The 22,520-nt window shown below is 68.5% G+C and carries 24 protein-coding genes; 10 read left to right on the top strand and 14 right to left on the bottom strand.

Features of this window, described 5'->3' with window-relative positions:
• Positions 1-177 precede the first annotated feature (177 nt).
• Complete coding sequence (locus C447_RS14100; RefSeq protein ID WP_007695095.1) at positions 178-1,995, bottom strand: hypothetical protein; 1,818 nt, start codon at positions 1,993-1,995, stop codon at positions 178-180.
• The gene (locus tag C447_RS14095; protein WP_007695093.1) at positions 1,992-2,762 is read right to left on the bottom strand and encodes an ABC transporter ATP-binding protein; all 771 of its coding nucleotides are present in this window, start codon (positions 2,760-2,762) and stop codon (positions 1,992-1,994) included. Before C447_RS14095 ends, C447_RS14100 begins: the two co-directional genes overlap by 4 nt.
• Before the next feature lie 209 nt (positions 2,763-2,971).
• Between C447_RS14095 and C447_RS14090 the strand changes: the two genes are divergently transcribed.
• Complete coding sequence (locus C447_RS14090; protein WP_007695092.1) at positions 2,972-4,231, top strand: dicarboxylate/amino acid:cation symporter; 1,260 nt, start codon at positions 2,972-2,974, stop codon at positions 4,229-4,231.
• A gap of 107 nt (positions 4,232-4,338) precedes the next feature.
• Positions 4,339-5,187 (top strand): MBL fold metallo-hydrolase, encoded by an 849-nt coding sequence (locus C447_RS14085; RefSeq protein WP_007695090.1) that lies wholly within the window; start codon positions 4,339-4,341, stop codon positions 5,185-5,187.
• Between the two features lie 82 nt (positions 5,188-5,269).
• Here the strand turns inward: C447_RS14085 and C447_RS14080 are convergent, their stop codons facing one another.
• Positions 5,270-6,451 carry a carboxylate--amine ligase gene (locus C447_RS14080; protein WP_007695088.1) on the bottom strand — a complete coding sequence of 394 codons (1,182 nt, stop codon included), beginning with the start codon at positions 6,449-6,451 and terminating at the stop codon, positions 5,270-5,272.
• 204 nt (positions 6,452-6,655) lie between these two features.
• Between C447_RS14080 and C447_RS14075 the strand changes: the two genes are divergently transcribed.
• Positions 6,656-7,678, top strand: coding sequence for a zinc-dependent alcohol dehydrogenase family protein (locus tag C447_RS14075; RefSeq protein WP_029602008.1), 1,023 nt, complete (start codon positions 6,656-6,658; stop codon positions 7,676-7,678).
• A 60-nt stretch (positions 7,679-7,738) separates the two neighbouring features.
• Here C447_RS14075 and C447_RS14070 read toward each other — a convergent pair whose 3' ends face one another.
• Positions 7,739-8,641 carry an aldo/keto reductase gene (locus C447_RS14070; RefSeq protein ID WP_007695084.1) on the bottom strand — a complete coding sequence of 301 codons (903 nt, stop codon included), beginning with the start codon at positions 8,639-8,641 and terminating at the stop codon, positions 7,739-7,741.
• 119 nt (positions 8,642-8,760) lie between these two features.
• Between C447_RS14070 and C447_RS14065 the strand changes: the two genes are divergently transcribed.
• From C447_RS14065 to C447_RS14050, 4 genes are all read left to right on the top strand, one after another.
• The gene (locus tag C447_RS14065) at positions 8,761-9,576 is read left to right on the top strand and encodes an aldo/keto reductase (protein ID WP_007695082.1); all 816 of its coding nucleotides are present in this window, start codon (positions 8,761-8,763) and stop codon (positions 9,574-9,576) included.
• A gap of 137 nt (positions 9,577-9,713) precedes the next feature.
• Positions 9,714-10,289, top strand: coding sequence for a DNA starvation/stationary phase protection protein DpsA (dpsA, locus tag C447_RS14060; protein ID WP_007695079.1), 576 nt, complete (start codon positions 9,714-9,716; stop codon positions 10,287-10,289).
• A gap of 2 nt (positions 10,290-10,291) precedes the next feature.
• The gene (gene dpsA / locus C447_RS14055) at positions 10,292-10,870 is read left to right on the top strand and encodes a DNA starvation/stationary phase protection protein DpsA (RefSeq protein ID WP_007695077.1); all 579 of its coding nucleotides are present in this window, start codon (positions 10,292-10,294) and stop codon (positions 10,868-10,870) included.
• Positions 10,871-10,997: 127 nt separating this feature from the next.
• A complete protein-coding gene (locus tag C447_RS14050) occupies positions 10,998-11,297 on the top strand; it encodes a hypothetical protein (RefSeq protein WP_007695075.1) in 300 nt (99 codons plus the stop codon).
• 97 nt (positions 11,298-11,394) lie between these two features.
• Here C447_RS14050 and C447_RS17450 read toward each other — a convergent pair whose 3' ends face one another.
• From C447_RS17450 to C447_RS14040, 3 genes are all read right to left on the bottom strand, one after another.
• Entirely contained in the window at positions 11,395-11,607 is a 213-nt protein-coding gene (locus C447_RS17450) for a hypothetical protein (protein ID WP_079255086.1), read from the bottom strand.
• Positions 11,608-11,829: 222 nt separating this feature from the next.
• On the bottom strand, positions 11,830-11,940 hold the full coding sequence (locus C447_RS14045; RefSeq protein ID WP_007695074.1) for a hypothetical protein: 111 nt from the start codon (positions 11,938-11,940) through the stop codon (positions 11,830-11,832).
• A 38-nt stretch (positions 11,941-11,978) separates the two neighbouring features.
• Positions 11,979-12,977: a zinc-binding dehydrogenase gene (locus tag C447_RS14040; RefSeq protein ID WP_007695073.1), complete on the bottom strand. Its 999-nt coding sequence runs from the start codon at positions 12,975-12,977 to the stop codon at positions 11,979-11,981.
• A gap of 178 nt (positions 12,978-13,155) precedes the next feature.
• On the opposite strand from C447_RS14040, the gene C447_RS14035 reads away from it, so the two are divergent.
• Together C447_RS14035 and C447_RS14030 are read left to right on the top strand one after the other, a co-directional pair.
• The gene (locus C447_RS14035) at positions 13,156-14,046 is read left to right on the top strand and encodes a mechanosensitive ion channel family protein (protein ID WP_007695072.1); all 891 of its coding nucleotides are present in this window, start codon (positions 13,156-13,158) and stop codon (positions 14,044-14,046) included.
• 39 nt (positions 14,047-14,085) lie between these two features.
• The gene (locus C447_RS14030; protein WP_007695071.1) at positions 14,086-14,541 is read left to right on the top strand and encodes an SHOCT domain-containing protein; all 456 of its coding nucleotides are present in this window, start codon (positions 14,086-14,088) and stop codon (positions 14,539-14,541) included.
• A gap of 111 nt (positions 14,542-14,652) precedes the next feature.
• Here C447_RS14030 and C447_RS14025 read toward each other — a convergent pair whose 3' ends face one another.
• The 4 genes from C447_RS14025 to C447_RS14010 form a co-directional block, all read right to left on the bottom strand.
• Positions 14,653-15,270, bottom strand: a complete 618-nt coding sequence (locus tag C447_RS14025; RefSeq protein WP_007695070.1) for a GAP family protein — start codon at positions 15,268-15,270, stop codon at positions 14,653-14,655.
• A 98-nt stretch (positions 15,271-15,368) separates the two neighbouring features.
• Positions 15,369-15,965, bottom strand: coding sequence for an HdeD family acid-resistance protein (locus C447_RS14020; RefSeq protein ID WP_007695069.1), 597 nt, complete (start codon positions 15,963-15,965; stop codon positions 15,369-15,371).
• A gap of 181 nt (positions 15,966-16,146) precedes the next feature.
• Entirely contained in the window at positions 16,147-16,668 is a 522-nt protein-coding gene (locus C447_RS14015) for a winged helix-turn-helix transcriptional regulator (protein WP_007695067.1), read from the bottom strand.
• A complete protein-coding gene (locus C447_RS14010) occupies positions 16,665-17,018 on the bottom strand; it encodes a DUF7471 family protein (RefSeq protein ID WP_007695066.1) in 354 nt (117 codons plus the stop codon). The genes C447_RS14015 and C447_RS14010 overlap by 4 nt, the downstream gene beginning before the upstream one ends.
• Positions 17,019-17,359: 341 nt before the next feature.
• Between C447_RS14010 and C447_RS14005 the strand changes: the two genes are divergently transcribed.
• The gene (locus C447_RS14005; protein WP_007695065.1) at positions 17,360-18,496 is read left to right on the top strand and encodes an MFS transporter; all 1,137 of its coding nucleotides are present in this window, start codon (positions 17,360-17,362) and stop codon (positions 18,494-18,496) included.
• Between the two features lie 26 nt (positions 18,497-18,522).
• Here the strand turns inward: C447_RS14005 and C447_RS14000 are convergent, their stop codons facing one another.
• From C447_RS14000 to C447_RS13990, 3 genes are all read right to left on the bottom strand, one after another.
• On the bottom strand, positions 18,523-19,779 hold the full coding sequence (locus tag C447_RS14000) for a sulfite oxidase (RefSeq protein ID WP_007695064.1): 1,257 nt from the start codon (positions 19,777-19,779) through the stop codon (positions 18,523-18,525).
• Between the two features lie 45 nt (positions 19,780-19,824).
• Positions 19,825-20,145: a hypothetical protein gene (locus tag C447_RS13995; protein ID WP_007695063.1), complete on the bottom strand. Its 321-nt coding sequence runs from the start codon at positions 20,143-20,145 to the stop codon at positions 19,825-19,827.
• A 139-nt stretch (positions 20,146-20,284) separates the two neighbouring features.
• A complete protein-coding gene (locus C447_RS13990) occupies positions 20,285-22,318 on the bottom strand; it encodes an autotransporter outer membrane beta-barrel domain-containing protein (protein WP_007695062.1) in 2,034 nt (677 codons plus the stop codon).
• Positions 22,319-22,520 lie beyond the last annotated feature (202 nt).

Here is a 22,520-nt window from a genome sequence, read left to right as displayed (position 1 = left end):
ATCGACGTAACGGCCGGCCCTGGAACGCTCGTCATGTCTTGCGTCGTCGTATCCATACGCCGAAAAAGATATCGAAGTGATACGAACCGGATGAAGTCGACCGGTTTCGTGGGTACAGAGCGCGTCGAACGGGCTCATGGTGGAAGAAAGTGTGCCCGGAAATCCCCGAGGTGGGGTTCAGAATCGGTACTCGGCGATGGTCTCGCCGGCCGACCGGGTGGCGACCCGACCGACCACGGTCGCGAGCATCACCGTCACCACCAACCCACCGAGCGTGACCGCCGACGGGGGAGCCCCAACCGTATCGCCCGCCCACGCAGCGACGACCGGAACCCCCATCACGAGCCCCGGGAGCGAGACGGCCAGCAGCGCCAGCGAGTAGACGAGGAAGGCCGACAGGCTCGGCACGACGGCCTTCCGGCTCCGGCTTATCCGCGTGCGCTCGAACTTCGGATAGGCCGCCCCGACGCCGGCACCGATCGCACAGGCACCGACACACAGGACGACGCCGAGCAGGCCGACCGCGACCGAACTGACGACACCGAGGGGGCTCAGTATCCCGAGCCCCGTCGCGACGAGCGCGGTCACCGGCGCACCCGCGGCCAGCCCGGCCAGCATCAGTCCGGAGAGCACCTGCTCGCCCGAGACCGGCGTCGTGAGCGTGACCGGCAACACCGCCCCCTCGTCGCCGAGCGGGTTGAGCGTGAACGACGCACCCGTCGCCCACGCCCCGTAGATGGCGACCGCCGCCGGCAACACCGGTGCGACCGTCCCCGACTCGATGCTTCGCCGGATCGGGCTGACGAGGAAGAAGACCGGGATGACCGCGTACTGGAGCTTCATCGGCGCTCGATACGCCCGCCGCCAGCTCTTCTGTGCCACCCGAAGCGTCGGTCGCGGGACGCGACCGCCGAACAGCCGGTCCGAGACCCCCGTCGCGAGCGCGTCGGTCGTGGCGGTCGGTGACGACGGGGCGGCCGTCCCGGCGGAACTCCCTTCGGGCGCGTCCGAGGACGTCGAGGACCGCCCGCCCAGTATCGAACTCCCGCTCTGGCTCGGCTGGACGGGGTCGTTGTACCAGAGCCCACGGTCGAGCCGGACGACGACCCACGTCAACAGCGGCACGGCGACCACCAGCGCCACCGCGGCCGCCGCCGGTCGCACGATACCGATGGCCGGGTCGGGGGTGCCGAACAGCGCGAGGTCGGTGACCCAGCCGAGCGGCGTTCGCTGGACCACGCCGAACGCCCGTCCGAAAACGCTATTCAGCCCGCCGCTCCACAGCACCGCCAGATAGGCGACGAAGAGCGCGATACTCAACACCGTCTTGAGTCGTGCGACTATCGCGAAGCGGGAAACGAGGGTCTTGATGACCAGCCCCAGAACGAAGCCGAGCACGACGCCGAGCGCGAGCGCGGCGAGCAGCACGACCGGGGCGACGACGACGCTCGCCGGCGTGCCCGCGCCGAAGGCGAACAGGAGCCCCGCCACCACGAGCGGGAGCACGGCGACCCCGGCGACGACCGCGTAGTCCGCGAGGAGCAGGCCGACCGCCGCCGCGGCGGGCGAGGTGGCCGTCAGTATCCCCGCGGGCGCATCGAGCGCGTTCCGCTCTTGCACCGTTCGAATCGTCTTGATGAAGGTGACGTAGCCACAGACGCCGAGAACGATGCCGCGGGCGATCGGGAGCGCATCGGCGAACCCCTCGGTGCCGACCATCGTCCCGAGCGAGTAGGCCCCGCCCAGGAACACCAGCACGAACACCAACCCGAAGAGAGCGCCGAACGCCCAGACGACGAGCATCCGGTCGTTCTCGCCGAGCGACCGGCGACGGCGACGGAGCTCGGTCCGGGCGACCAGTCGGGCATCGTCGAGAACGTGCCCGAGCCCGTCGGGGCGCGGGGGCCGTTCCGTTCCGGTATCGCCATTCCGGTTCCTCCGGGAATCTCTCGTGGTCCCGTTGTCGCTCGAAGCGGACCCGTCGGGCGGGCTCATTCGGCCGGGCCGGCCTCCCGTTCGACGGGTCGTTCCTCGGTGAGTTCGAGGAAGACGTCTTCGAGGGAGCTCCCGGCACCGGTCTCGACGCGGTCCTTGAGGCGGTCGGGTGCGCCCTCGGCGACCATCGTACCGTCGAAGAGCACGCCGACCGTGTCCGCCAGCTCCTCGACCACCGGGAGGATGTGCGTCGAGAGGAACACGGTCGAATCCCCGGCGGCGACCTCGGCGATGATCTCCCGGACGGTCCGGGCGGCCCGGGGGTCGAGCCCGGAGGTGGGTTCGTCGAGGAAGACGACGGACGGCTCGTGGAGCAGCGCCTGGATGATGCCGGTCTTCTGTTTCATCCCCTTCGAGTAGGTCGCGATCCGGTCGTCGGCGGCCCCGGTGAGGTCGAAGCGGTCGAGGAAGGTGTCGATGCGCTCGGCGGCCCGCTCGGTCGGCATATCGCGCAGCCCGGCGATGTAGGTGAGCTGTTCGCGGCCCGTGAGTTCGTCGTACAACGGCGGTTCCTCGGGGAGGTAGCCGATGTGCGGGGTCACCTTCGAGCGCTCCTCGACGGAGTGACCCATGATCCGTGCCGACCCCGCCGAGGGGTGGGTGAGCGTGGTGAGCATCCGGATCGTCGAGGTCTTGCCCGCGCCGTTCGGCCCGAGGAACCCGTAGATCGTCCCCCGCTCGATCGAGAACCGGAGGTCGTGGACGGCCCGCGTTCCCCCGTACCGCTTCTCGAGGTCGTCGGCTTCGATGGCGAGCGGTTCGGTCATGCGTCGATCGACCGACCGCGACCTGATAAATCCTGATACCGATACCCGCTGATTTAACGGGCCGGCGGTCGTTGACGATCCCCGTCCCCGGCCCACCCCGATCCGTCCCATCCCGACACGCCTACCCGTCTCAGAGGGGTACTGTCAGTGTGTCTGAAACAGGGCGTTCGGTACGGTCCCTCTGGAATCGATATCGGGCGATCCCGGTCGTGTATCGTCTCGCGGTTTCGTTCGTGCTCGGCGTCGTCGTCGCCTTCGGCGTCGGCGAGCCGGCGACGGTGCTCGCCCCCATCGGCGACCTCTTCCTCCGATTGCTCCAGATGATCGTCGTCCCGGTCGTCGTCTTCAGCCTCCTCGTCGGCGTTCGACAGCTCTCGCCGACGCAGATGGGGCGCGTCGGGGGCAGCGTCGTGGGGCTCTACGCGGTGACGACGACCGTCGCTGGCGTCATCGGACTCGCGGTGGCGAACCTCCTCGATCCGGGGACCGGCCTCGCCTTCACCGGGGGCGAAGCGGAGTCGGCACAGGTCCCGAGCATCCAGGAACTCGTGCTCGGGATCGTGCCCGAGAACCCCCTCAACGCCCTCGCGGAGGGGAACCTCCTCCCGATAATCTTCTTCACCATCGTCTTCGGGATCGCGCTGGCGATCGCCCGCGACACGGCCGCCGACGAGTCGGTTCGCCGCGGGGCCGAGACCTTCTTCTCGCTGGCCGAGGCCGGCATGGAGGCCCTGTTCACCATCGTCTGGGGTGTGATGGAGTTCGGCGTCGTCGGCGTCTTCGCGCTCGTCGCCGCCGAACTCGCCGGGGAGGACGTCGGCGCGGTCCTCGCGCTGGCCTCGCTCGTCGGGGTCGTCGCCCTCGGCGTCGTCATCCACATCGGCCTCACCTATCTCGGCGGCATCGTCGGTGGACTCCTCGGGAAGTCACCCGTCGCGTTCCTGCGGGGGGCGAAGAACGCCATGGTGATGGCGTTCAGCACCCGGTCATCGAGCGCGACGCTGCCGGTCACGATGCGCGACGCCGAGGAGAACCTCCGGATCGACGAGAGCGTCTACGGCTTCTCGTTGCCGTTCGGCTCCACCGCCAACATGGACGGGGCGGCGATCCGACAGACCGTGACGGTGGTGTTCGCCGCCAACGTGGTGGGCCAGCCGCTCGACCTCGGCACGCAGGTCTCGGTGCTCCTCGTGACGGTCCTGATCAGCATCGGCACCGCCGGGGTCCCCGGCGCGGGGCTGATCATGCTCACCGTGATCCTCCAGCAGGCGGGCCTCCCACTGACCGTCGTCGGGTTCGTCGCCGCCGTCGACCCGATCCTGGGTCGGATCGCGACGATGAACAACGTGACCGGCGACCTCGCGGTCTCGGCGGTCGCCGCGAAGTGGAACCGGGCGATCGACCTCGGGAGCGGGACCTGGGTCGGCGGCGGTGCGAACACGGCGGCGGATACGGTCGCCGACGACTGACGACCTTTCTTCCGTCCTCGAACACCGCTCGGTGAGTCGAACGGACGAGTCCTCCCGCGGAACGGGACGGTCGAAATCCCCAAACCGCCGGCGGTCCGTGCGTCGGGATGAATCGCACGACGGACTGGTACGAGACGGCGTCGACGACGGCGGACGACTACCGGCTCACCGAGACCCTGAACGGCGTTCCGAGCAACGCGTACCTCCTGACCGACGGCGAGGCGCGACTGGTCGTCGATTCGGCGTTCGGCGTCGGCGACCTCCGGGAGACGTGCGGCGAGCTCGCTGGCGATAGCGCTCGACTCCTGCTCACCCACACCCACTGGGACCACATCGGGGCCGGGCATCAGTTCGACCGGGCGCACGTCCACCCGACCGAGTCCGCCGCCGGCGAGGTTCGGATCGATTCGCTCTCGGAGGAGTTCGTCGGCCGTCCGAAACGGTTCGTCGAAGAGCACCTCGCGGCCGGCGGCTCGCTCCCGGACGAGGTCGACTCCGAGACGTTCGACGTGCCGCCGGTCACGGGCGTCGAGCCGGTCGAAGCCGGGGACGTGATCGAACTCGGGGACCGACGGCTCGAACTCGTCGACCTCGCGGGCCACTCACCGGGCCAGCTCGGCGTCCTCGACCGCGACCGGGACCGGCTCTACGGTGGGGACCTCGTCCACGGCGACCGAAACCTGTACGTTCACTTTCGGGACTGTGACATCCGGCGGTACATCGAGAGCTTCGAGCGGGTCATCGAGCTCCGGGAGGCGAACGCCTTCTCGACGTTGCTGACGGGCCACAACCCGCCGATCGCGGACGAGGACCTCTCGGTCCTCGATACGCTCCGCGACCACCTCGAATCCATCGTCGACGGCGACCGAACCCCCGAGACCATCGAGACGGCGTGGGGCGAGAAACACCGCTACCGGATCGGGGGGACCGAGATCCTGACCAAGCCATCGGTGTAGGCGACGAGGGGGTTCTGACATCGGCGGTGATCGGCGGTGAAACGGCTTCACCGCGCTCGAATCGGTGTCCTGTGTACTCCCCTCAGGGACCGGCATCGGTGGTCGGTCGTCGGAGGCGCGGGAGCCGACGGGACGCGAACTTACCGACCTCCGAGAGGAAGTAGAGCGCCGTCGCGCCCGGGTCGTCCGTCGAGAGCACGTCGTGGTAGCGCGGGCCGTCCGCCGGACGAAGGAAGGCCCGGAGAGCCGAGCGCTTGTCCGCACTGGCGAGCAGGTTCGAAACGTCACCGAGGAGGTGGCGCGCCTGAACCCCCACCTGATAGTCGAGGCTCGTCTCGCAGTCCCCCTCGGTCGCCAGCCGGTGCAGGAGGACGGGGATGTCGGCACCCGCAGCGACGGTGAGCGCGAGGCTTCCCCAGAGCCGGGGGTTGATCTCGAGGAGTTTCGCCTCGCCGTCGCGCGGGTCGACCCGGAACTCGGCCATCGCCACCCCCTGCCAGCCGAGCCCCGAGAGGAACTCGTCCGTCGACGAGACCAGTTCGGGGTCGGCGACGGTCTCGCGGAGGGAACTCGTACCGCCCTCCGGGGGGTCGGTGCGGAGTCGCTGCTGGACGGTCACGGCTCTGAGCTCCGACGAGTGATTGTAGAGGGTGTAGACCCCTCGTTCGCCCCCGTTCGGGATGAACTCCTGGACGAGGAGCGGTCGATGCCGGTCGTCGGCGTTCGCGTAGGCGGCCTCGAGTTCGGCCGGGTTGTCACAGACCGACACTCCGACCCGGCCAGCGCCCATCCGCGGCTTCAGAACCACCGGATAGCCGACCTCCGATTCGACCGCCTCGAGGTCCAGTTCCTCGGAGACGAGTGTTTTCGGGTGGGGAACGCCGGCGGCACGAGCCGCTTCGACGGTTCGCTTCTTGTCCGTCCCGATACGGAGCGTCTCGGCGTCCGGGAACGGAACCCGTACGTGTGGTTCGAGACGACCGCGTGCCTCGACGACCGGGACCACCGTCGGGTCGGCCATCGGCAGCACCATGTCGTACTCCCGCTCGCGAACCTCCCGTTCGATGCGGTCGACGAACCCGCCCCGGTCGGTCCGGGGTCGGGGATACCGGACGCAGCGGTCGGCGTGTTTCGAGGCCGCGCCGGTGTTCACCCGCAGTCCCGAGGCGGCCGTGACGTCGACGCCGGCGCTCCCCAGCGAGCGGATCGCCACCACCGCCTGTCGGCGCTCGGCGTCGAGAACGAGCACGCGACCCTCCGTCATCGCCACACCGTCGTTGGTCGGCCGTCGACTCCCCGTAGATCGGCTTTCTGTCGAATCATTTACTCTCGATTTCCCCCGTCAATAGCGAACACAATAGTTCAATATAGTAAAAGGATACGATCTCCGGGGATGGTCGCGGTGTTCCCGCGTCGAAGACCACCGCGATCGGACGCCTTTCCCATCGCCGACCGCATTCGTCGATCGATGGACGCCTACGAAGTCCGCGAGACCGACCCCGACTACGAAGGGGTGACCAGAACGGAGCGCGACCGACCGACGCCGGCGGACGACGAGGTGCTGATCCGGCTGCGGGCCGCCTCGCTCAACTACCGCGACCTCGCGATCGCGAACAGCGAGCTCGCGTATCCGGGCGCGTCCCTCCCGGTCGTCCCGCTTTCGGACGGGGCCGGGGACGTGGTCGAGGTCGGGGCCGCCGTCGAGCGCCTCGCCGAGGGCGACCGGGTCGCGACCCCGTTCGCCCCGAACTGGGTCGACGGGCCGGGGACCGACGAGAAGCTCGCGACGAGCACCGGCGGGAACGTCGACGGCGCGCTCACGCAGTACGCCACGTTCCCCGCGGAGAGCGTGCCCCGTCTCCCGGACCACCTCTCGTACGAGGAAGGGGCGACCCTCTCGTGTGCGGGGCTCACGGCGTGGCGAGCCCTCGTCGAGGACGGGGGTCTCAGCGCCGACGAGACCGTCCTCGCGCTCGGGACGGGCGGCGTCTCGACGTTCGCGCTCCAGTTCGCCGAGATGCACGGCGCGCGCTCGGTCGTCACCTCCTCCAGCGACGAGAAGCTCGACCGGGCCCGCGAGCTGGGTGCCTGGGAGACGATAAACTACGAGGAGACGCCCGACTGGCACGAGACGGTCATGGAGCGCACCGACGGCGAGGGCGTCGACCACGTCGTCGAGGTCGGTGGTCAGGGCACGCTCGAACGCTCGCTCGGCGCGGCGGGTATCAACGGCCACGTCCACCTCATCGGTGTTCTGACGGGTCAACAGGGTGAGATCGACCCGTCGCCGGTGCTCGGGAAGGCGGTCACGCTCGAAGGGGTCTTCGGGGTCGGCAGCCGGGCGATGTTCGACCGGATGAACCGCGCGCTCGACACGACCGGCACGACGCCCGTCGTCGACCGCGTCTTCGAGTTCGACGCGGCGCGCGAGGCCTACCGATACCTGGAGAGCGGCGACCACCAGGGGAAGGTCGTCGTCGACATCGAGTAGACTCGATCCGTACGCTGTCCCCTGGATAGGGGAAGAATATCGCCGGTGGTAGCGAGACTGCTACGGATCGGGAACCGGGGACTCGTTGGTCCGTCCGGCCTCAAGGAGCCGCGCCTCCTCGTCCTCGTTGAGGGGTTCGTACGCGGTCGCCGCATCGAGGATCGCCGGGACGAGCTGGGGGTCGCCCGCGCTCGGGATGCTGGTCATCCCCTGCGAGAGCGCGTATCGCAGACAGTCGACGAGGTCATCCTTCTCGTCGTAGGGCTCGTACCACGTGGCGTAGGGGCGCTCGTCCTCGGGGAGGTCGTCCGACCACGGTTGCTTCGCGAATCCCTTGATGCAGAGGGTCCCGAGGCCGCGTTCCTGGGCGAGGTCGAGAACCGAGCGGTAGTCGTACTCGGGGCCCGCCTTCGAATCGAGTGTGTAGTTGAACGGGAACATCACCGATTCGAGTTCGGGAATGCGCTCGATCGCCGCCCGGATGAGGCTCGGGTCGCCGTGACTCGTCAGCCCGATGTGGTCGATCAGCCCCTCCTCCTTGGCGTCCTTGAACGCCTGCAGCGCGCCCGGGTCGTGTTCGCCCTGGGACATCTCGGGATGGTAGTCGCCCGTGATGGTGTCGAGTTCGTCGTAGCGGGTGACCGCGTGGAACTGATAGAGGTCGATCGAGTCGGTGCCGAGCCGGTCGAGGGACTTCTGGAGTTCGCCCCACGCGCCGTAGTAGGTGCGCTCCTGGGTCTTACAGCCGAGGAAGATCTCGTCGCGGTGTTCGGCGAGTTTCGGTGCCAGTTTGCGTTCGGCGTCGCCGTAGGTCGGCGCGACGTCGAAGTGGTTGACCCCCGCATCGAGAACGTCCTCGACCATCCGGTCGGCGTCGTCCTGGTCGAGGAAGTCCAACGCGATGGTACCGAAGGTGAGGACCGAGCTGTCGTGGCCGACGTCGCCGAGCGGACGGGTCTCCATTCGTCCCACGACGATGGGCGGGGGTAAATACCATGCCGATAGTTTCGACCCCGTCGTCGGCCCGTACGATCACGTGGCCTACCACGAACGGCTTTATTCGTTCACCGTGAAGCCCACGCGTGGAACCCATCACGATAGCGGACGCCGACGTTCCGGCGCTCGGGTTCGGGACGGCGGGCATGGACACCGACGAGGAGCGATACGACGCCATCTCGGCCGCGCTCGATGCCGGCTATCGCCACATCGACACGGCACAGATGTACGACAGCGAGTCCGCGGTCGGGGCGGCGATCGCCGATTCGGGGCTCGACCGCGAGGAGCTGTTCGTCACCACGAAGCTGGACGGCGGCAACCGCGACCACGAGGCGGTCGTCGATTCGACCTACGAGAGCCTCACCCGGCTCGACACCGACTACGTCGACCTCCTGCTCATCCACATGCCCGACCAGGAGCCCTCCCACGAGGAGACCCTCGACGCGATGAACGAACTCGTCTCGGAGGACGTCGTGAAACACATCGGCGTGTCGAACTTCTCCGTCGAGGAGACGAAGAACGCGATCGAGCACTCCTCGGCACCGATCCTCACCAATCAGGTCGAGTACAGCCTCGCCGAGCGCCAGGACGACCTCCTCTCGTTCTGTATCGACCAGGGGGTCATGCTCACCGCCTACAGCCCGATCAAGCTCGGGGACCGACTCGAAGACGACGTCGTCCAGGAGACCGCGGACACACACGGGAAAACGCCCCGACAGGTCGCGATCCGCTGGCTGCTCCAGCAGCCGTACGTGTCGACGATCCCGCGGTCGTCGAACCCGGAACACGTCCGCGAGAACTTCGACGTCTTCGACTTCGAACTCACCGACGAGGAGATGCGACGGCTGTTCGCCACGGAGGGCGACCTCGACGACGCGCTCGCCTCGAAGCTCGGCCTCTGAGGGGATTCTCCCCCCGATCGTCGCCATCCCAAGGACGCCCGTTCGGTCACCCTCTCAGGCCGTCGAACTCCCACCGACGACGGCGTTCCCGCGGGTCGACCCCATCCTTGAAGTCGCCGTCCGGTATATCACGCGTAATGGCAACGAGATACGGTCGGCTGGTCCGCGAACCCGATACCGGCGAGCGGCTCCAGGAGTGGGGAACCCTCGAACCGAACGAACTCCGCATCCCCGGCGACGTCGCCGAGCGGTTGGTCGAGGCGCTCGGGGTCGACTTCGCCGGGTCGTTCAACCTGTTCTACCTCCTCAGAAAGCACTACTGGACCGTCGAGGGTGCCGAACACGAGGCGGTCGGCGAGTTCCTCGAAGCCGCCTACAAGCGCGCTCGCGACATCAACGACGACCTCGCCGAGCGGATCGTCGAACTCGGCGGGATCCCCCCGAACACGCCACCGACGATACAGGCACGCGCCGGGGTCCACCTCGAAGCGGAGAACCTCTACGACGTGCGCACCTCGCTCGAAGGGGACCTCGACGGCTACGCGGTGCTGGTCGTGAGCCTCCGCGAACACATCGAGCTGGCGGAGGACCTGGGGGACCCGGACACGGCGGAGCGCCTGCGCGAACACCTCGAAGTCCTCGAGGACGACGCCCAGACCGTCGAGGAGTTCCTCGAAGACGACACCCTCGTTCGAGCCGAGGAGGTGCACTGACCGTGGCGAGCACGCCCCACCTCCGTAGCCCCGACCCGGTCCACCGCCGTCAGGAGTGGGGGACGGTCACCGACAACGCCCTCGGGATCGAACGGGCCGCGGCCGAACAGGTGGTCGAGGCCCTCAATCGAGACGTGTCGGGGCTCTATCTCCTGTTCAACCAGGTTCGCAAACACAAGTGGACGGTCGAGGGGGCGGAGTTCGAGCTGCTGAAGGCGTTCCTCGCGGACGCCGCCGACCGGCTCTCGACGATCACCGACGAGGTCGCCGTTCGGGTCCACGCGCTCGGCGGGGTCCCGGTCTGTGGGCCGATGGGTATCCGACAGTACGCGCCGATGGATATCGAGGCCGCCCACCGGTACGACGTCCGGTCGTCGCTCGCCCGGGACCTCGACGGCTACGCGACGCTCGTCGTGGGGATGCGAGAGCACATCGAGCTGGCCGAGCGGGTCGGCGATACGGCGACCGGCGAACTCCTCCGCCGGCACCTCCCGACCCTCGAAGCCGACGGCGACACGCTCGCGAAGTGCCTCGCCGGCGATACGCTCGTTCGGCGCGACGTGCTCGGTGCCCGACGGTAGAACACCCCCGAGAGCCTCGCACAGCCCGGATGCTGGGACGATGGCCGAGCGCGAGACGGTGCAGTACACTGCCTCATTGCCTACGGTTAAGCCGCCGCGGAACGAGTACCGAACACGAACACAGCCAGTGGTGCTCGACAGACTACGACGCTGGTTCAGGGATGAACCACGAGTTCGGACGATCGACCTCCCGGCGGACGTCACGGGACCAGCCAACGACGAACGGGTCCGCACCGTCCCCGACGAAGTGGCGACGACGCTCGCGAACACGGGGTGGAGCGTCTGCGATATCGAACCGACCGACCCCCTTCTGGCGGCCTCCGACGAGGGAATGAGCGAAGCCTACACGGTGACCATCGAACGCCACCGGACGATCGCCGACCGCGACGAGGAGCCCGTCGGCCCCCGAGAGGAGCGGGACGAATAGTTCGACACGACCGGCGAGTTCCGTTTTCAGCGACACGATCGTGACTCCGTTCGAGGAGCTACGGGTGGTAGAACAGCCGCGCCGAACGGAACCCCCGTCAGGAGTCGGTAGCGTGCCCGGTGAGGTCCGCTTTCAGGGCTTCCCAGCAATCGCGGCAGACCTGGTACCGGCGGTGCCCCGTAGACGTCCCCGAAGACGTCGTCGCCTCGGGCCCGGCGACCGACCGGGTGTCGTCGCGGGCTTTGAGTGAAACCTTGTGCCGGGGTCGCTCCTCGGGGAGGGTCGCCCCACAGAGTGGACAGTCGCTCATCGCTCGTTCCCAGCGACCACCGAAGACGGATGGCGCGCGCTGTCGCAACGCTCCCGCCCGCTACGAGGTTGCCACGCGAACTCCATTTTACACCAACCACTACCTGCCGACAAAAATAACTCTTGCTCCCCAGGCAAACCCGACCGGCGACGACGGAACGCTGCGGCGATAGCCCGACTGGTGGCCGGTCCCGTTCCCGGCGTGGCGGGTCGGTTCGGTCGGTCACGCCGGGGGGTACGCGTCCTCGACCGCGCGCCAGACCGACTCGGCGTCGAGCGGCATGTCGAGGTGTCGGATCCCGAACGGCGAGAGGGCGTCGGAGACGGCGTTCACGACCGCCAGTGGGGCGGCGATGGTGCCGGCCTCGCCGATTAGTCGTCGACGAGCAGGAGCTTCCCGTTGAAGTCGCCCGCCTCGGCCCGTCGGTGCGCGTCGGCGACCTCGTCGAACCCGAAGCGCTCCTCGATGTGGGGTTCGAGCGCGCCGTCGTCGACGAGCTCGGCGATCTCGGCGAGTTCCTCGCCGATGCGCTCCTGCCGGTCGCCGAGCAGGACGGGGAGGATAACGAGCACGACACCGAGGTCGAGCGAGTTCGCGTGCATCGGCGAGAGGTCCTGCGTGGAGCTCGATTCGGTCGTCACCACCGTCCCGTAGGGTCGAACCGCCTCGAAGGCCGTCGCGAGGTGGTCGTCGCCGACCGGGTCGAAGACGACGTCGAACCCCGCCCCGCTGGTGTGGTCCTCGACGTAGGTTTCGACGTCCGTCGTCGTGTAGTCGACGACCGCGTCGGCACCGAGTGCCCCGACGAGGTCGCGCTTCTCGTCGCTGGAGGCGGTCCCCGTCACGTCGGCGTCGAGCCAGTCGGCGACCTGGACGCCGACGTGGCCGACGCCGCCGCTCGCCCCGTAGACGAGCACGTCGTCGTCGCTTCCGACGGTCGTTTTGTCGGTCAGCATCTCCCAGGCCGTGAGCGCGACGACCGGGAGCGCCGCGGCCGCTTCGAGCGATATCGACTCCGGGGCCCGGGCGAACGTGCCGGCGTCGCCGACGACGTACTCGGCGAGCGCGCCCTGTCGCCCCGCACCGCCGGGCATCCCGTAGACCGCATCGCCCGGCTCGAACGCCTCAACGTCCGCCCCGACGGCGTCGACGACCCCCGAGACGTCACAGTGGAGGGTCGCGGGGAACGCCGGCGCGAAGTCCGGGAGCGCGCCCTGGCGGATCTTGTAATCGACGGGGTTCACGCTGGAGGCGGTGACGTCCACCCGTATCTCGTTCGCCTCGGGTTCGGGTACCTCGCGGGTGGTCCGGGTGAAGACGTCCGGGTCGCCGTACTCCTCGATCACGTAGGCGGTCATCTCGTCGGCCATCGCCGTCCCTCGGGCCGCCAGTCGGGTAGGGGCGTCGCTTCTCCGGGACCCACGGACGACGAGTTCGAAATCGCTTTTTCCACGGATCGCCTGCCGAACCCCATGGAGGAGCGAACGTGGGAGTCACAACCATGTCGAGCGCACGGCGGGTGATCGCGACGACGGAACCGATGGCCGCATGAGCGGGGTCGGCGACGGCCTCGTTTCGAGCGCCAGTCGAGCGCTCGCTCAGGCACTCCTCCGGAGCATCCCCGGGTGGGCGGTGCGAACCGGGCTGGCGCTGGCGGTGTTGCTCGTGGCGTGGCGCGGCTCACGGCTGCTGGTCGAGACGCTCCGGGAACCCGTCGCACGGCGTGTCCACCGACGGAGCCTCAGCCTGGCGGTCGTTCGGGGGGTGCGTATCGCGGTGCTCATCCTGAGCGCGTTCGTCGCGCTCGGGGTCTACGGTGTCGAACCGGGTCGGCTCGGGCTCGCGGCGGCGATACTGCTCGCCGGCGCGGGGGCCGTCCTCACGCCCTTCATCAGGGAGTTCATCGACGGTCTCTCCGTTCTGAGCGACAACGCCTACGAGATCGGGGACGTGGTCGAGCTTCCCGACATCGGCCACCGTGGCTTCATCGAACTCATCACGCTTCGGTACACCAAGATATACACGCTCGACAACACGTTTCTCGTCGTCCCGAACGAACAGGCCCAGAACCGGGACATCGTCAACGAGTCGGCCGACGACCCGCGGACGTGGCTCTCGCTCGACCTGACCGTCACCTACGAGAGCGACGTAGCTCACGCGCGTACCATCGTCGAGCGCGCCGCCGAGAACGTCGAGGGCGTGGTCGCGGGCGGGCGAAACATTCGGGTCGGGAGCGCCCGATACGCGAGCGCACCGACGTGCGTCGTCGATTCGTTCGCCGAGAACGGCGTCGCGCTCCGGCTGGTCTACTGGGTCGAGAGCCCGTACGCGCAGCTCCCCGTCCGGTCGGCGATACTCGAAAACGTCAGCGCGGGCTTCGCGACGGCGGCGGACGTCGAGTTCGCCTATCCACACACGCAGGCCGTCTTCGACGAGTGAGCACAGCAGTTTTTAGCCCATCGGACCCTCCTTCCACCGATGGACTCCCGGGACACGCCGGCCCAGCGGGCCACGGACAACGCCGTCGAGATAGCGTCGACGCTCGTCGTCGGGCTCGGACTCGCCGCGCTCTTTTTGGGCGTGGGCAACTTCTGGGTCATCTTCGCCCTCGGCTTCCTCGTGGTCGTCCCGCTCGTCGCGTTGCTGTTCGGCGACGAGGACGACCGTTCGGAGTGGTGGGACGACTGGTGGGGCGACGACGACTGGCTCGACGAGTGGTGGGGGAGCTCGACGAAGGACGATGCCGAGGCGGCGAGGGAGACCGATGCGGAGCCGTCGGAGGACTCCCTCTCGATCATCCGTAGACGCTACGCCCGGGGCGAACTGACGGACGCGCAGTTCGAGCGCAAACTGGAGCGCCTCCTCGAAACCGAGACGCTGGAGGACCTCGAGGACCGAAACCGGGCGCGCGAACTCCTCGACGAACAGGAGTAGGTCACCATCCGGAGCTGGAGCGGTAGTCGGCCTTCCACGGCATCGAACGGAACAGCGAGCGGCCTCTCGTCGTCACGCACCGCGCGTATCGACGGCTGCCGGACCCTCGACCTAGTTCAGGAGGCCGTTCAGAACGATGCCGGCGAAGAAGAGGAGCACCACCTCGTTGACGACCCAGGAGTTCGTGTTCATCCAGTCACGAACGTTCGGAAGGACGGTCTTCGCGCGGTCCCCGAGCATGACTACGGCGAGCGACGGGAGTGCCAGCAGCAGTAGCGTCGCCAGGACGAACGGGACCGCGTCCGTCAGCGGCAACCCCTGGGTAGCGAGGTAGGAACCGACGGTGGCGGACGTGATGACGTCGGTGGGAAAGAAGCCGAGCAGCAGGAACCCTAATCGGAGCGAGGTCCGCGGTGTCGCGCGTTCGAGTCGGCCCATCCACTTCGGGGGCTCCGATTGCTCGCGCTTTAGGTACGTGGAGACCATGGCGGCCAGGATGACGACCAGGATCAGCACGTGGAGTACCGGGCGCGACTGGCCCGTCCCGACGGCACCGAACCCGAGGACGAACGCGACGCCGATGACGAGCGATATCGACACCGCTGCGCCGGCGACGAAGGCGAGCGAGTTGCGTCGCCACTCGTTGCTCGTGGCGAGAAAGATGGCGCTCAGGATCTGCGGGCCGGAGACCATCACGACCGCGAGCGGGAGCACGGTCAGAAAGCTCACGAGCCGCCCTCCCCGCCGGTCGAGCCTCCGCCCCCACCCGAGGTCATCGCCGGTCGTTCCGCGTGGTCACCGACGGACCGTCCCGAGCCATCGGTCGTTCAGCCTCCGCGGGGCGTAGCACCGATCGATCGGGTCTCGCGCGCCACCCTGCGGGACCCCATCGCGAGCATCACCATCGCGCCGCCGGTGGCGAGCAGCCTGATGCCGAAGACGAGGCCGACCGCCCAGAGCGCGGTCGTCGGCCAGCCGAGCCAGACCACCGCCCCAGCGGCGACGCCGACGAGGCCGCTCGTGAGCATCCAGCCCCATCCCGCTGCCGGGCGGACTCGGAGTCCCAGCACGACCCCCACGACGCCTTCGGCGACGAAGAACGCCGCCAGGACCAGCGTGAGGGTCAACAGACCCACGACGGGGTTCACGAACAGCGCGACACCGCCGACGACGTAGAGCGCCGCGAGCAGGGCTTCCCAGACGAACCCGCGCCAGCCCCGTGCGGAGACGGCGTGAACGCCGTGGCCCACCCCGCCAACGACGAGCAGTACGCCGAGTATCACCGAGAGCGCGACCCCGGTAACGAACGGTGAAACGATAGCGATCAGGCCGAGCACCGCGATGAGCGCCCCGACGCCCGCGAGCACGCGCCAGCTCGTCGCGAGCGACGCGTCCTCCTGGTTGGATTCGATGTTCGAACTCATGGTTCTTCCTCCCCCAAGGGGAGGTCGGCGACCAGCATAAAACATATTGCATATTTTATGGTAGTTCGACAACAGGACAATAGTCCGTCGTTCGATCGAAGGCCGTGATTTCCGCGGTCTATGCTATCTCGCGCCGCCGCGCGAGCACCGCGCTCACGGTGGACCGAGGTAGCCGGGCAGTCTACCGACCCGAGTCGTCGAGGAGGTGGTCCGCGAGTCGGGTGAAGCGGTCGACCATCCGGCTGGCGGTCGAGGGCTGGACCGTTCGCAGGAGCGCCGCGGTTTCGTCGGGCCGGGTGAGCACCAGCGTGACGTGGTTTCGCTCGTCGCGGTCCTTCCGGACGACGTCCTGCTCGACGAGGTGGTCGAGGTGCCATTCGAGCGTGCTCCGAGCCACGTCGAGGCGCTCGGCGAGCGCGCCGGGCGACGTCGGGCCCCGGTCGTGGAGGACGGCGACGACGTCGCCGGCGGTCTCGCGGCGTATCAACGAGAGTGCCCCGCGCTCCCAGTCGTCGATTTCGGGGGTGAAGTAGTGGGTCCGGCCGTAGCGCTGCTCGTCGACCACCGACTCGGCCGCGATGAGGCGTTTGAGGTGGTACTGGACCTGGCCTGGCGCGAGGTCGAGCGTGCGGACGAGTTCGTTGAAGTGGATGCCGGGTGTGGCCCGCACGCAGCGGGCGACGCGGCGTCTGGTCCCGTTCATATGGTGTCCTCCTCGGAGCGTGGGTCCGTCGTACGGGCGAAGTAGACCGCGGCCAGGAGCAGGACCGCCATCACTCCATCGGAGGCGTGTTCGATCAGGTGATGGAGGTGCATGCTCATCACCCCTTCGAGCGCGAGCCCCCCGGCCAGCGTTCGCACCAGCAGCGTCGCGAGCGCCAGCGTTATCAGCAGGTACGACCGCGAGCGTCGCCGGGAGAGCGCCGCCACGCCGAGCCCCACGATGGCCACGGACGAAACACCCGCGATCACCAGCACGCTGGGGAGGGCGAACGTCCCGACCCCCGGCCACTCGGCGAGGGCGAAACGGGTGAGATGGAGCGCGGGCGTCATCGCTCGCGCCCTGCTGGCCACCGGTCGGTCCGGCCGCGAGTCGGCGCTTCGGCCCACGGATCGGGAGCAGCGGCGGTGCGGCGGGACCGACGGCAATCCATCGTTCGGGAATACGTGGTCGGGCGAATAACGATTCTGGTGTGCACATCGAATCGCCACGACGACGAGGCACAAGGCTGGTCGATGACGGTGCCCCGGCTAGAACCGAATCGGGCGCTCGTCGACAGACGGATCGGCTGGTGAGATGCCGTGGCGTCCGCCGCGTTCCGGAAGGGTTGAACCCCGTCACGACGTCGGGTCGAGCAGTGTCCCAGGCCAGGCTCTTCACGTCGTTGTGCTCGATGGCGTTCCTGGTCAACTTGGTTCGCGTCGTCTACGCCCCGCTGGTCGAACCCCTCCAGGCGGCGTTCTCGGTCGGGCCCGGCACCATCGGGCTGGTCGTCACGCTGGTCTGGACCGGGAGCGCGCTGCCGCGGGTCCCAGTCGGCTACCTCCTGACCGTGCTGCCCCGTCATCAGGTGGTGTTGCTCTCGGGCGCGATGCTGACCGGCGCGTCGGTCGTCGCGGCGCTCGCGAACTCCGTGGTCACCCTCGGGGCCGGGGCCTTCCTGCTCGGGACGGCGACGGGCGCGTACTTCGTCGCCGCGAACCCCCTGCTCAGCGAACTCTACGCCGGCGAGGTCGGCCGCCGGCTCGGGATCCACGGCACCGCGAGCCAGGTCGCGGCGGTGCTCGCCGCGCCGCTCGTCACGCTCGCGCTGACGATATCCTGGCGCGTGGTCTTCCTCGCGGTCGCGGTCGTGGCGCTCGTCACGACCGCCGTGTTCTATCGGGTCGCGAAACGCGTCGAGTTCCCGGCGGCCAGCGGCGTCGACCGGAACTTCCGGGGGGCGGTCGTCGCCGAGTGGCGACTGATCGTCGTCGGGGTCGTGACGTTCGGCGCGGCGAGCTTCGTCTGGCAGGGGCTGTTCAACTTCTATCCGTCGTACCTCGAAACCGCCCGCGGGTTCTCGCCCGGCTCCGCGCGTACCCTCCTCACCGTGATGTTCGCCGCCGGGGTGCCCGCCTTCTGGCTCAGCGGTATCGTCGTCGACCGGGTGCGCGTCGCGCCGTACATCCTCGGGGTCATCGCGGTGTTCGTCGGCTGTCTGCTCCTCCTGACGTTCACGAACGGCCTCGTGGGGATCGTCGTGCTGAGCGCCGCCATCGGCTACGTGATCCACAGCATGTTCCCGGCGGCGGACGCGTTCTTGCTCTCCGCGCTCCCCGACGAGCACCGCGGCGGGGCCTACGCCACGTTCAGCGGCGGGATGATGTTCAGCCAGGCGCTCGGGAGCTGGTTCGTCGGCGAGGTCGTCGAGCTCGGGATCGGCTACGACGTCGTCTTTCAGGCGCTCGCGCTCGTTCTCGCGGCGGTCATCGGCGGCCTCGCCCTGCTCGGAACGACGGGGCGACTACCGGCGGTGACGGAAGCGTAACGCCGGTTCGCGCCGGATTCCGAGGCCTACTCCGTCGAGGTGGAATCGCTCCCGGCCTCGACCTCGACTGTGACCGCGTTCGGTTCGACGGCGTTCGCCGCGAACCCGCCCTCGTTCCACGGGTACGCGTCGTCGAGCGCGTCCCGCCAGTCCGCCGGACCGCCGATCCGGGCGGGCTGTCGGCGGCCGCGCTCGTCGGTCGCGCGCGAGCAGAGCGTGTGCTGGCCGGCCTCGGCGGGCCAGTTATATTGGAACAGCCGCCACGCGCCCGCGTAGTCGGGGCCGAACAGCTCCGCGTCCGCCCAGGTCTCGCCCCCGTCGGCCGATAGCTCCACGCGCTCGACGCGGTCGTCGCCGGCCCACGCCACCCCGCGGACCTCGACCGTGCCGTCGTCGCGGGGCGTGACGGGTGCCTCGCCGTCCGGGAGCCCGATGACGGACATCACGTTGATATCGAACGTGTAGGGGTGTTCGACCGCGCCCTCGATCTGCTCCCACGTGTCGGTCGTCTCGACGGTGTCGTGGACGTCTGGCTCGACGCCCTCGGGGTGGATCCGGTAGGAGACCTGCTGCCAGAAGTCGTGTTTGCCCGGCCGGTTGAGCGAGTCCTCGCGGACCATCGTGTCCATCACCCGGAGCTCGTCGACCCACTTCACGTTGTTGACGCCGTACCAGCCCGGGACGACCAGTCGAACCGGGAAGCCGTGCTCGCGCGGGAGAGGCTGGCCGTTCATCTCGGTGGCGAGAACGCAGTCGTCGAGCGCCTTCGAGAGCGGGATCGACCGCGCGAAGACGTCCTCGGCGTCGGACGGGTCGCCGCCGACGGCGGTCAGCCACCGGCCATCGGGCGCGTCGATGCCGTACTCGCGAAGCACCGAACGCACCGGGACGCCGGTCCAGATAGCGGTTCCGGCGGCCTCGAACCCCCACTGAACGCTCCCGGTCTCGGGGTCGTGCTGGCCGCGGCCGTTGCCGGCACACTCCATCGTGTGGGCGACCGCCACCGTCGGATAGTCCCCGAGGTCGGCCATCGTGAGGCTCCCTTCGGCATCGCCCGTGAGCGAGACGGTCCACGAGTCGGCGTCGGCCGCCGGGATATCGTTTCGGTGACAGACGAAGTGGGCGTCGATGGGCGTGAGCCAGTCCGCGAAGGTCCGCCTCTCGGCCGCCCCCACGACGGTGTACTTGTCGGCCTCGTCGCGGGTCGGCCTCACGCCGCCCTTCGTCTCGACGATCCGTTCGATCTCCTCGTGACGGCGCTCCCGTGGGCTCTCGATAGCCATTGTGGGGTTGGTTCGGGGTTCGAACGGTTATAGATTGGCCGTGGATCAGGGACGATGGTCGTAGCCCGCGAGGAAGGCGAGGTAGTTCAACGCGAGGAGGACGACGAACGCGTGGCGTTTCGCCCCGCTCGACAGCCCGGTGGCGAACAGCGGGAGATAGATAGCCGGAAGCGCGATCGCCGACCAGAACGCGAGGGTTCGGATCGGCGAGAGACGACTGCTGTTCCGGTACCGGTCGAGGAGCCGGCCGGGGACCCAACCACGACGGTCTGCCATCACGGCGAGTCTCGCGTACGCCCGCGACAGGGGGCGCTCGGCGGACCCCTGCTCGCCCTTCTCCCCATCGGCGAGAACCCGTTCGGACATTGCTCGCGCATCGGGGCGACGGTAGTTGAACCTACACTCCCGAATCTATCGAGGGATATAGAGACACGGTGTCGAACCAGGGTGGATGGGAGCTTCGACGTCTCGCGTTCCCCCTCCCGTGGCCGATTCCGTCGACCGGCTATCGGTTCGTGACGTCGCCGGGCGCGACCTCCTCGTCGTTGAAGTAGAGCGCGGCATCCCCGTCGATGTCGAACGCCGAGACCGTCCCCGAGATCGAGTAGCTGTCCCGGCCGCCGCCGCCGACCTGCCCCGAAACGGTGTCCCCGGAGATGGCGTCGTTGTCGTCCACGGTCGCGCCGTTCGTCGTGGTCTTCTCGACGTCGCCGTCGACGGTGAACTCGTAGGTCGAGCGCCCGCCCTGGCTCGAAACCGTGAGGGTGTTGTCGGGCAGCGAGTCCGGGTCGATCGCCTCGCTGTCGAGGTAGACCGAGGCGTCGCCGTCCTGGCTGAAGGCGGTGATCTCGCCGGAGAAGCCGTAACTGTCCCGGCCGCCGCCGTCGACCTGGCCCGTCGCGTGGGCACCCGAGAGGTCGTCGTTGTCGTCCACCGTCGCGTTCATCGCGTCGCTCTTGCCGAGCGCGACGCTCGCCGCGAGACGGTACGAACTCCGGCCGCCGTCGCTCGCTATCGTGATGGTGTTGTTCGAGAACTGACCGGCCTCCATCTCCCGGTCGTTGAGGTAGATCAGCGCGTCGCCGTCCATCTCGAACGAGAGGACCCCACCCGAGATGCTGTAACTATCCCGACCGCCGCCACCGACCTGGCCGGTGACGGTCTTCCCGTCGACGACGTCGTTGTCGTCGACCGTCGCGCCGTTCGTCGTGGTCCGCTCGACGTCGCCGCCGACCGTGAACCGATACGACGCCGACTCGCCGGTGCTCGTGATCGAGAGCGTCTCGGTCGGGAGGTCGTCGGGGTCGACCTCCTCGCCGTTTCGGTAGACCGTCGCGTTCCCGTCGAGGTCGAAGCCGGTGATCTCGCCGGAGAAGCCGTAACTGTCCCGGCCGCCGCCGTCGACCTGGCCCGTCACGTGGGACCCCGAGAGGTCGTCGTTGTCGTCCACCGTCGCGTTCATCGCGTCGCTCTTGCCGAGCGCGACGCTCACCGCGAGGTCGTAGGTGCTCCGACCGCCGTCGCTCGCTATCGTGATGGTGTTGTCCGGGAGCTGGTCGGCGGTTATCTCCTGGTCGTTGAGCGTGAGCGCCGCGTCGCCGTCCATCTCGAACGCGAGGATACCGCCGTCGAACGTGTACGAGTCGATGCCGCCGTCGCCCACCTGTCCCATGGCCGTGTTCCGCGAAACGTCGTCCGTGTCGTCGATCGTCGCGCCGTTGTCGGTGCTCGGTTCGAGGTTATCGCCGACGGTGAGCAGATACGACGCCCCGCCGTCCCCTGGGGCCTCGATCGTCAGTTCGCCGGACGAACTCCAGCGGAGCCCGGGTTCGGAACCCGACCCGCCGGCGTCGCCGTCGCTGGAATCCGTGTCGTCCGAACCCGTCCCCTCCGAGGGCGTGTCGACCGAGGAGATGTCCTCGACGGTGAAATCGTCGACGCCCGGCGAGTTCTCCCGCGTGACCGGCGTCCCAGTGACGTCGAGAACCGTCTCGTTGATGGCCGTACCGGGAGAATCGACGAGGGCCACCCCGTCGCGGTCGGAGCCGTCCTGTGCGATACGACAGCCGTCGACGAGGGAGTCCGGGCGGCCGACCAGTCTGATCGCCTCGTTGCCGCTGGCACTGCCCGTGATGTCCACGTCCTCGAAGACCGCGGAGTGGGGTTCGGCCGGTGGTTCGTACGCGCCGCCGTCGGGTTCCTTCCCGAGCACGGCCCGAACCCCGTCCGGGTCGACCCCGATACGTGTGTTCCGCACTTCGAAGTGGCCCGCCGTCGACTCCGCGACGATGGCACCACCGGTCTGGGGCGTCGAGCGCACGGAGATCTCGCAGTTGCGGATGGAGACGTCGACGGGGGTGTAATTGTGCCCCATCTCGATGCGTACCCCGCGGTAGTTGAGCGCCTCGTCGGGATTCGGCGCTTCGCTGGCATCGGCGTCCACCTCCAGACTGGCCCCGTCGATGTAGCTGTTCTCGCTCCCGAGGCGGATCTGGTTGTTGTCGTTGTTGCGGTAGGTCCCGCCCTCGTACTGAACCACGCCGTAGGTTCGACTGGTGTAACAGCCGTTCGAGCCGAACTCCTCGATGTGACAGNCAGTCCCGGAAGGTGATCGTGCCGTAGGTGCCGATACCCACCCAGATACCGCTCCGGCCGTTGCCGGCGTTGTAGGTACCCATCAGCCCGTGGTTGTTCGCTCTGAGGTTCGTCACCAGTCCCGTCCCGCTCTCCGACCGTACGAT

The organism is Halococcus hamelinensis 100A6, from assembly GCF_000336675.1.
Classification (GTDB): Archaea; Halobacteriota; Halobacteria; order Halobacteriales; family Halococcaceae; genus Halococcus; species Halococcus hamelinensis.
Note: the sequence above shows the minus strand (reverse complement) of the source record. Positions and strands in the feature narration are given on the sequence as shown.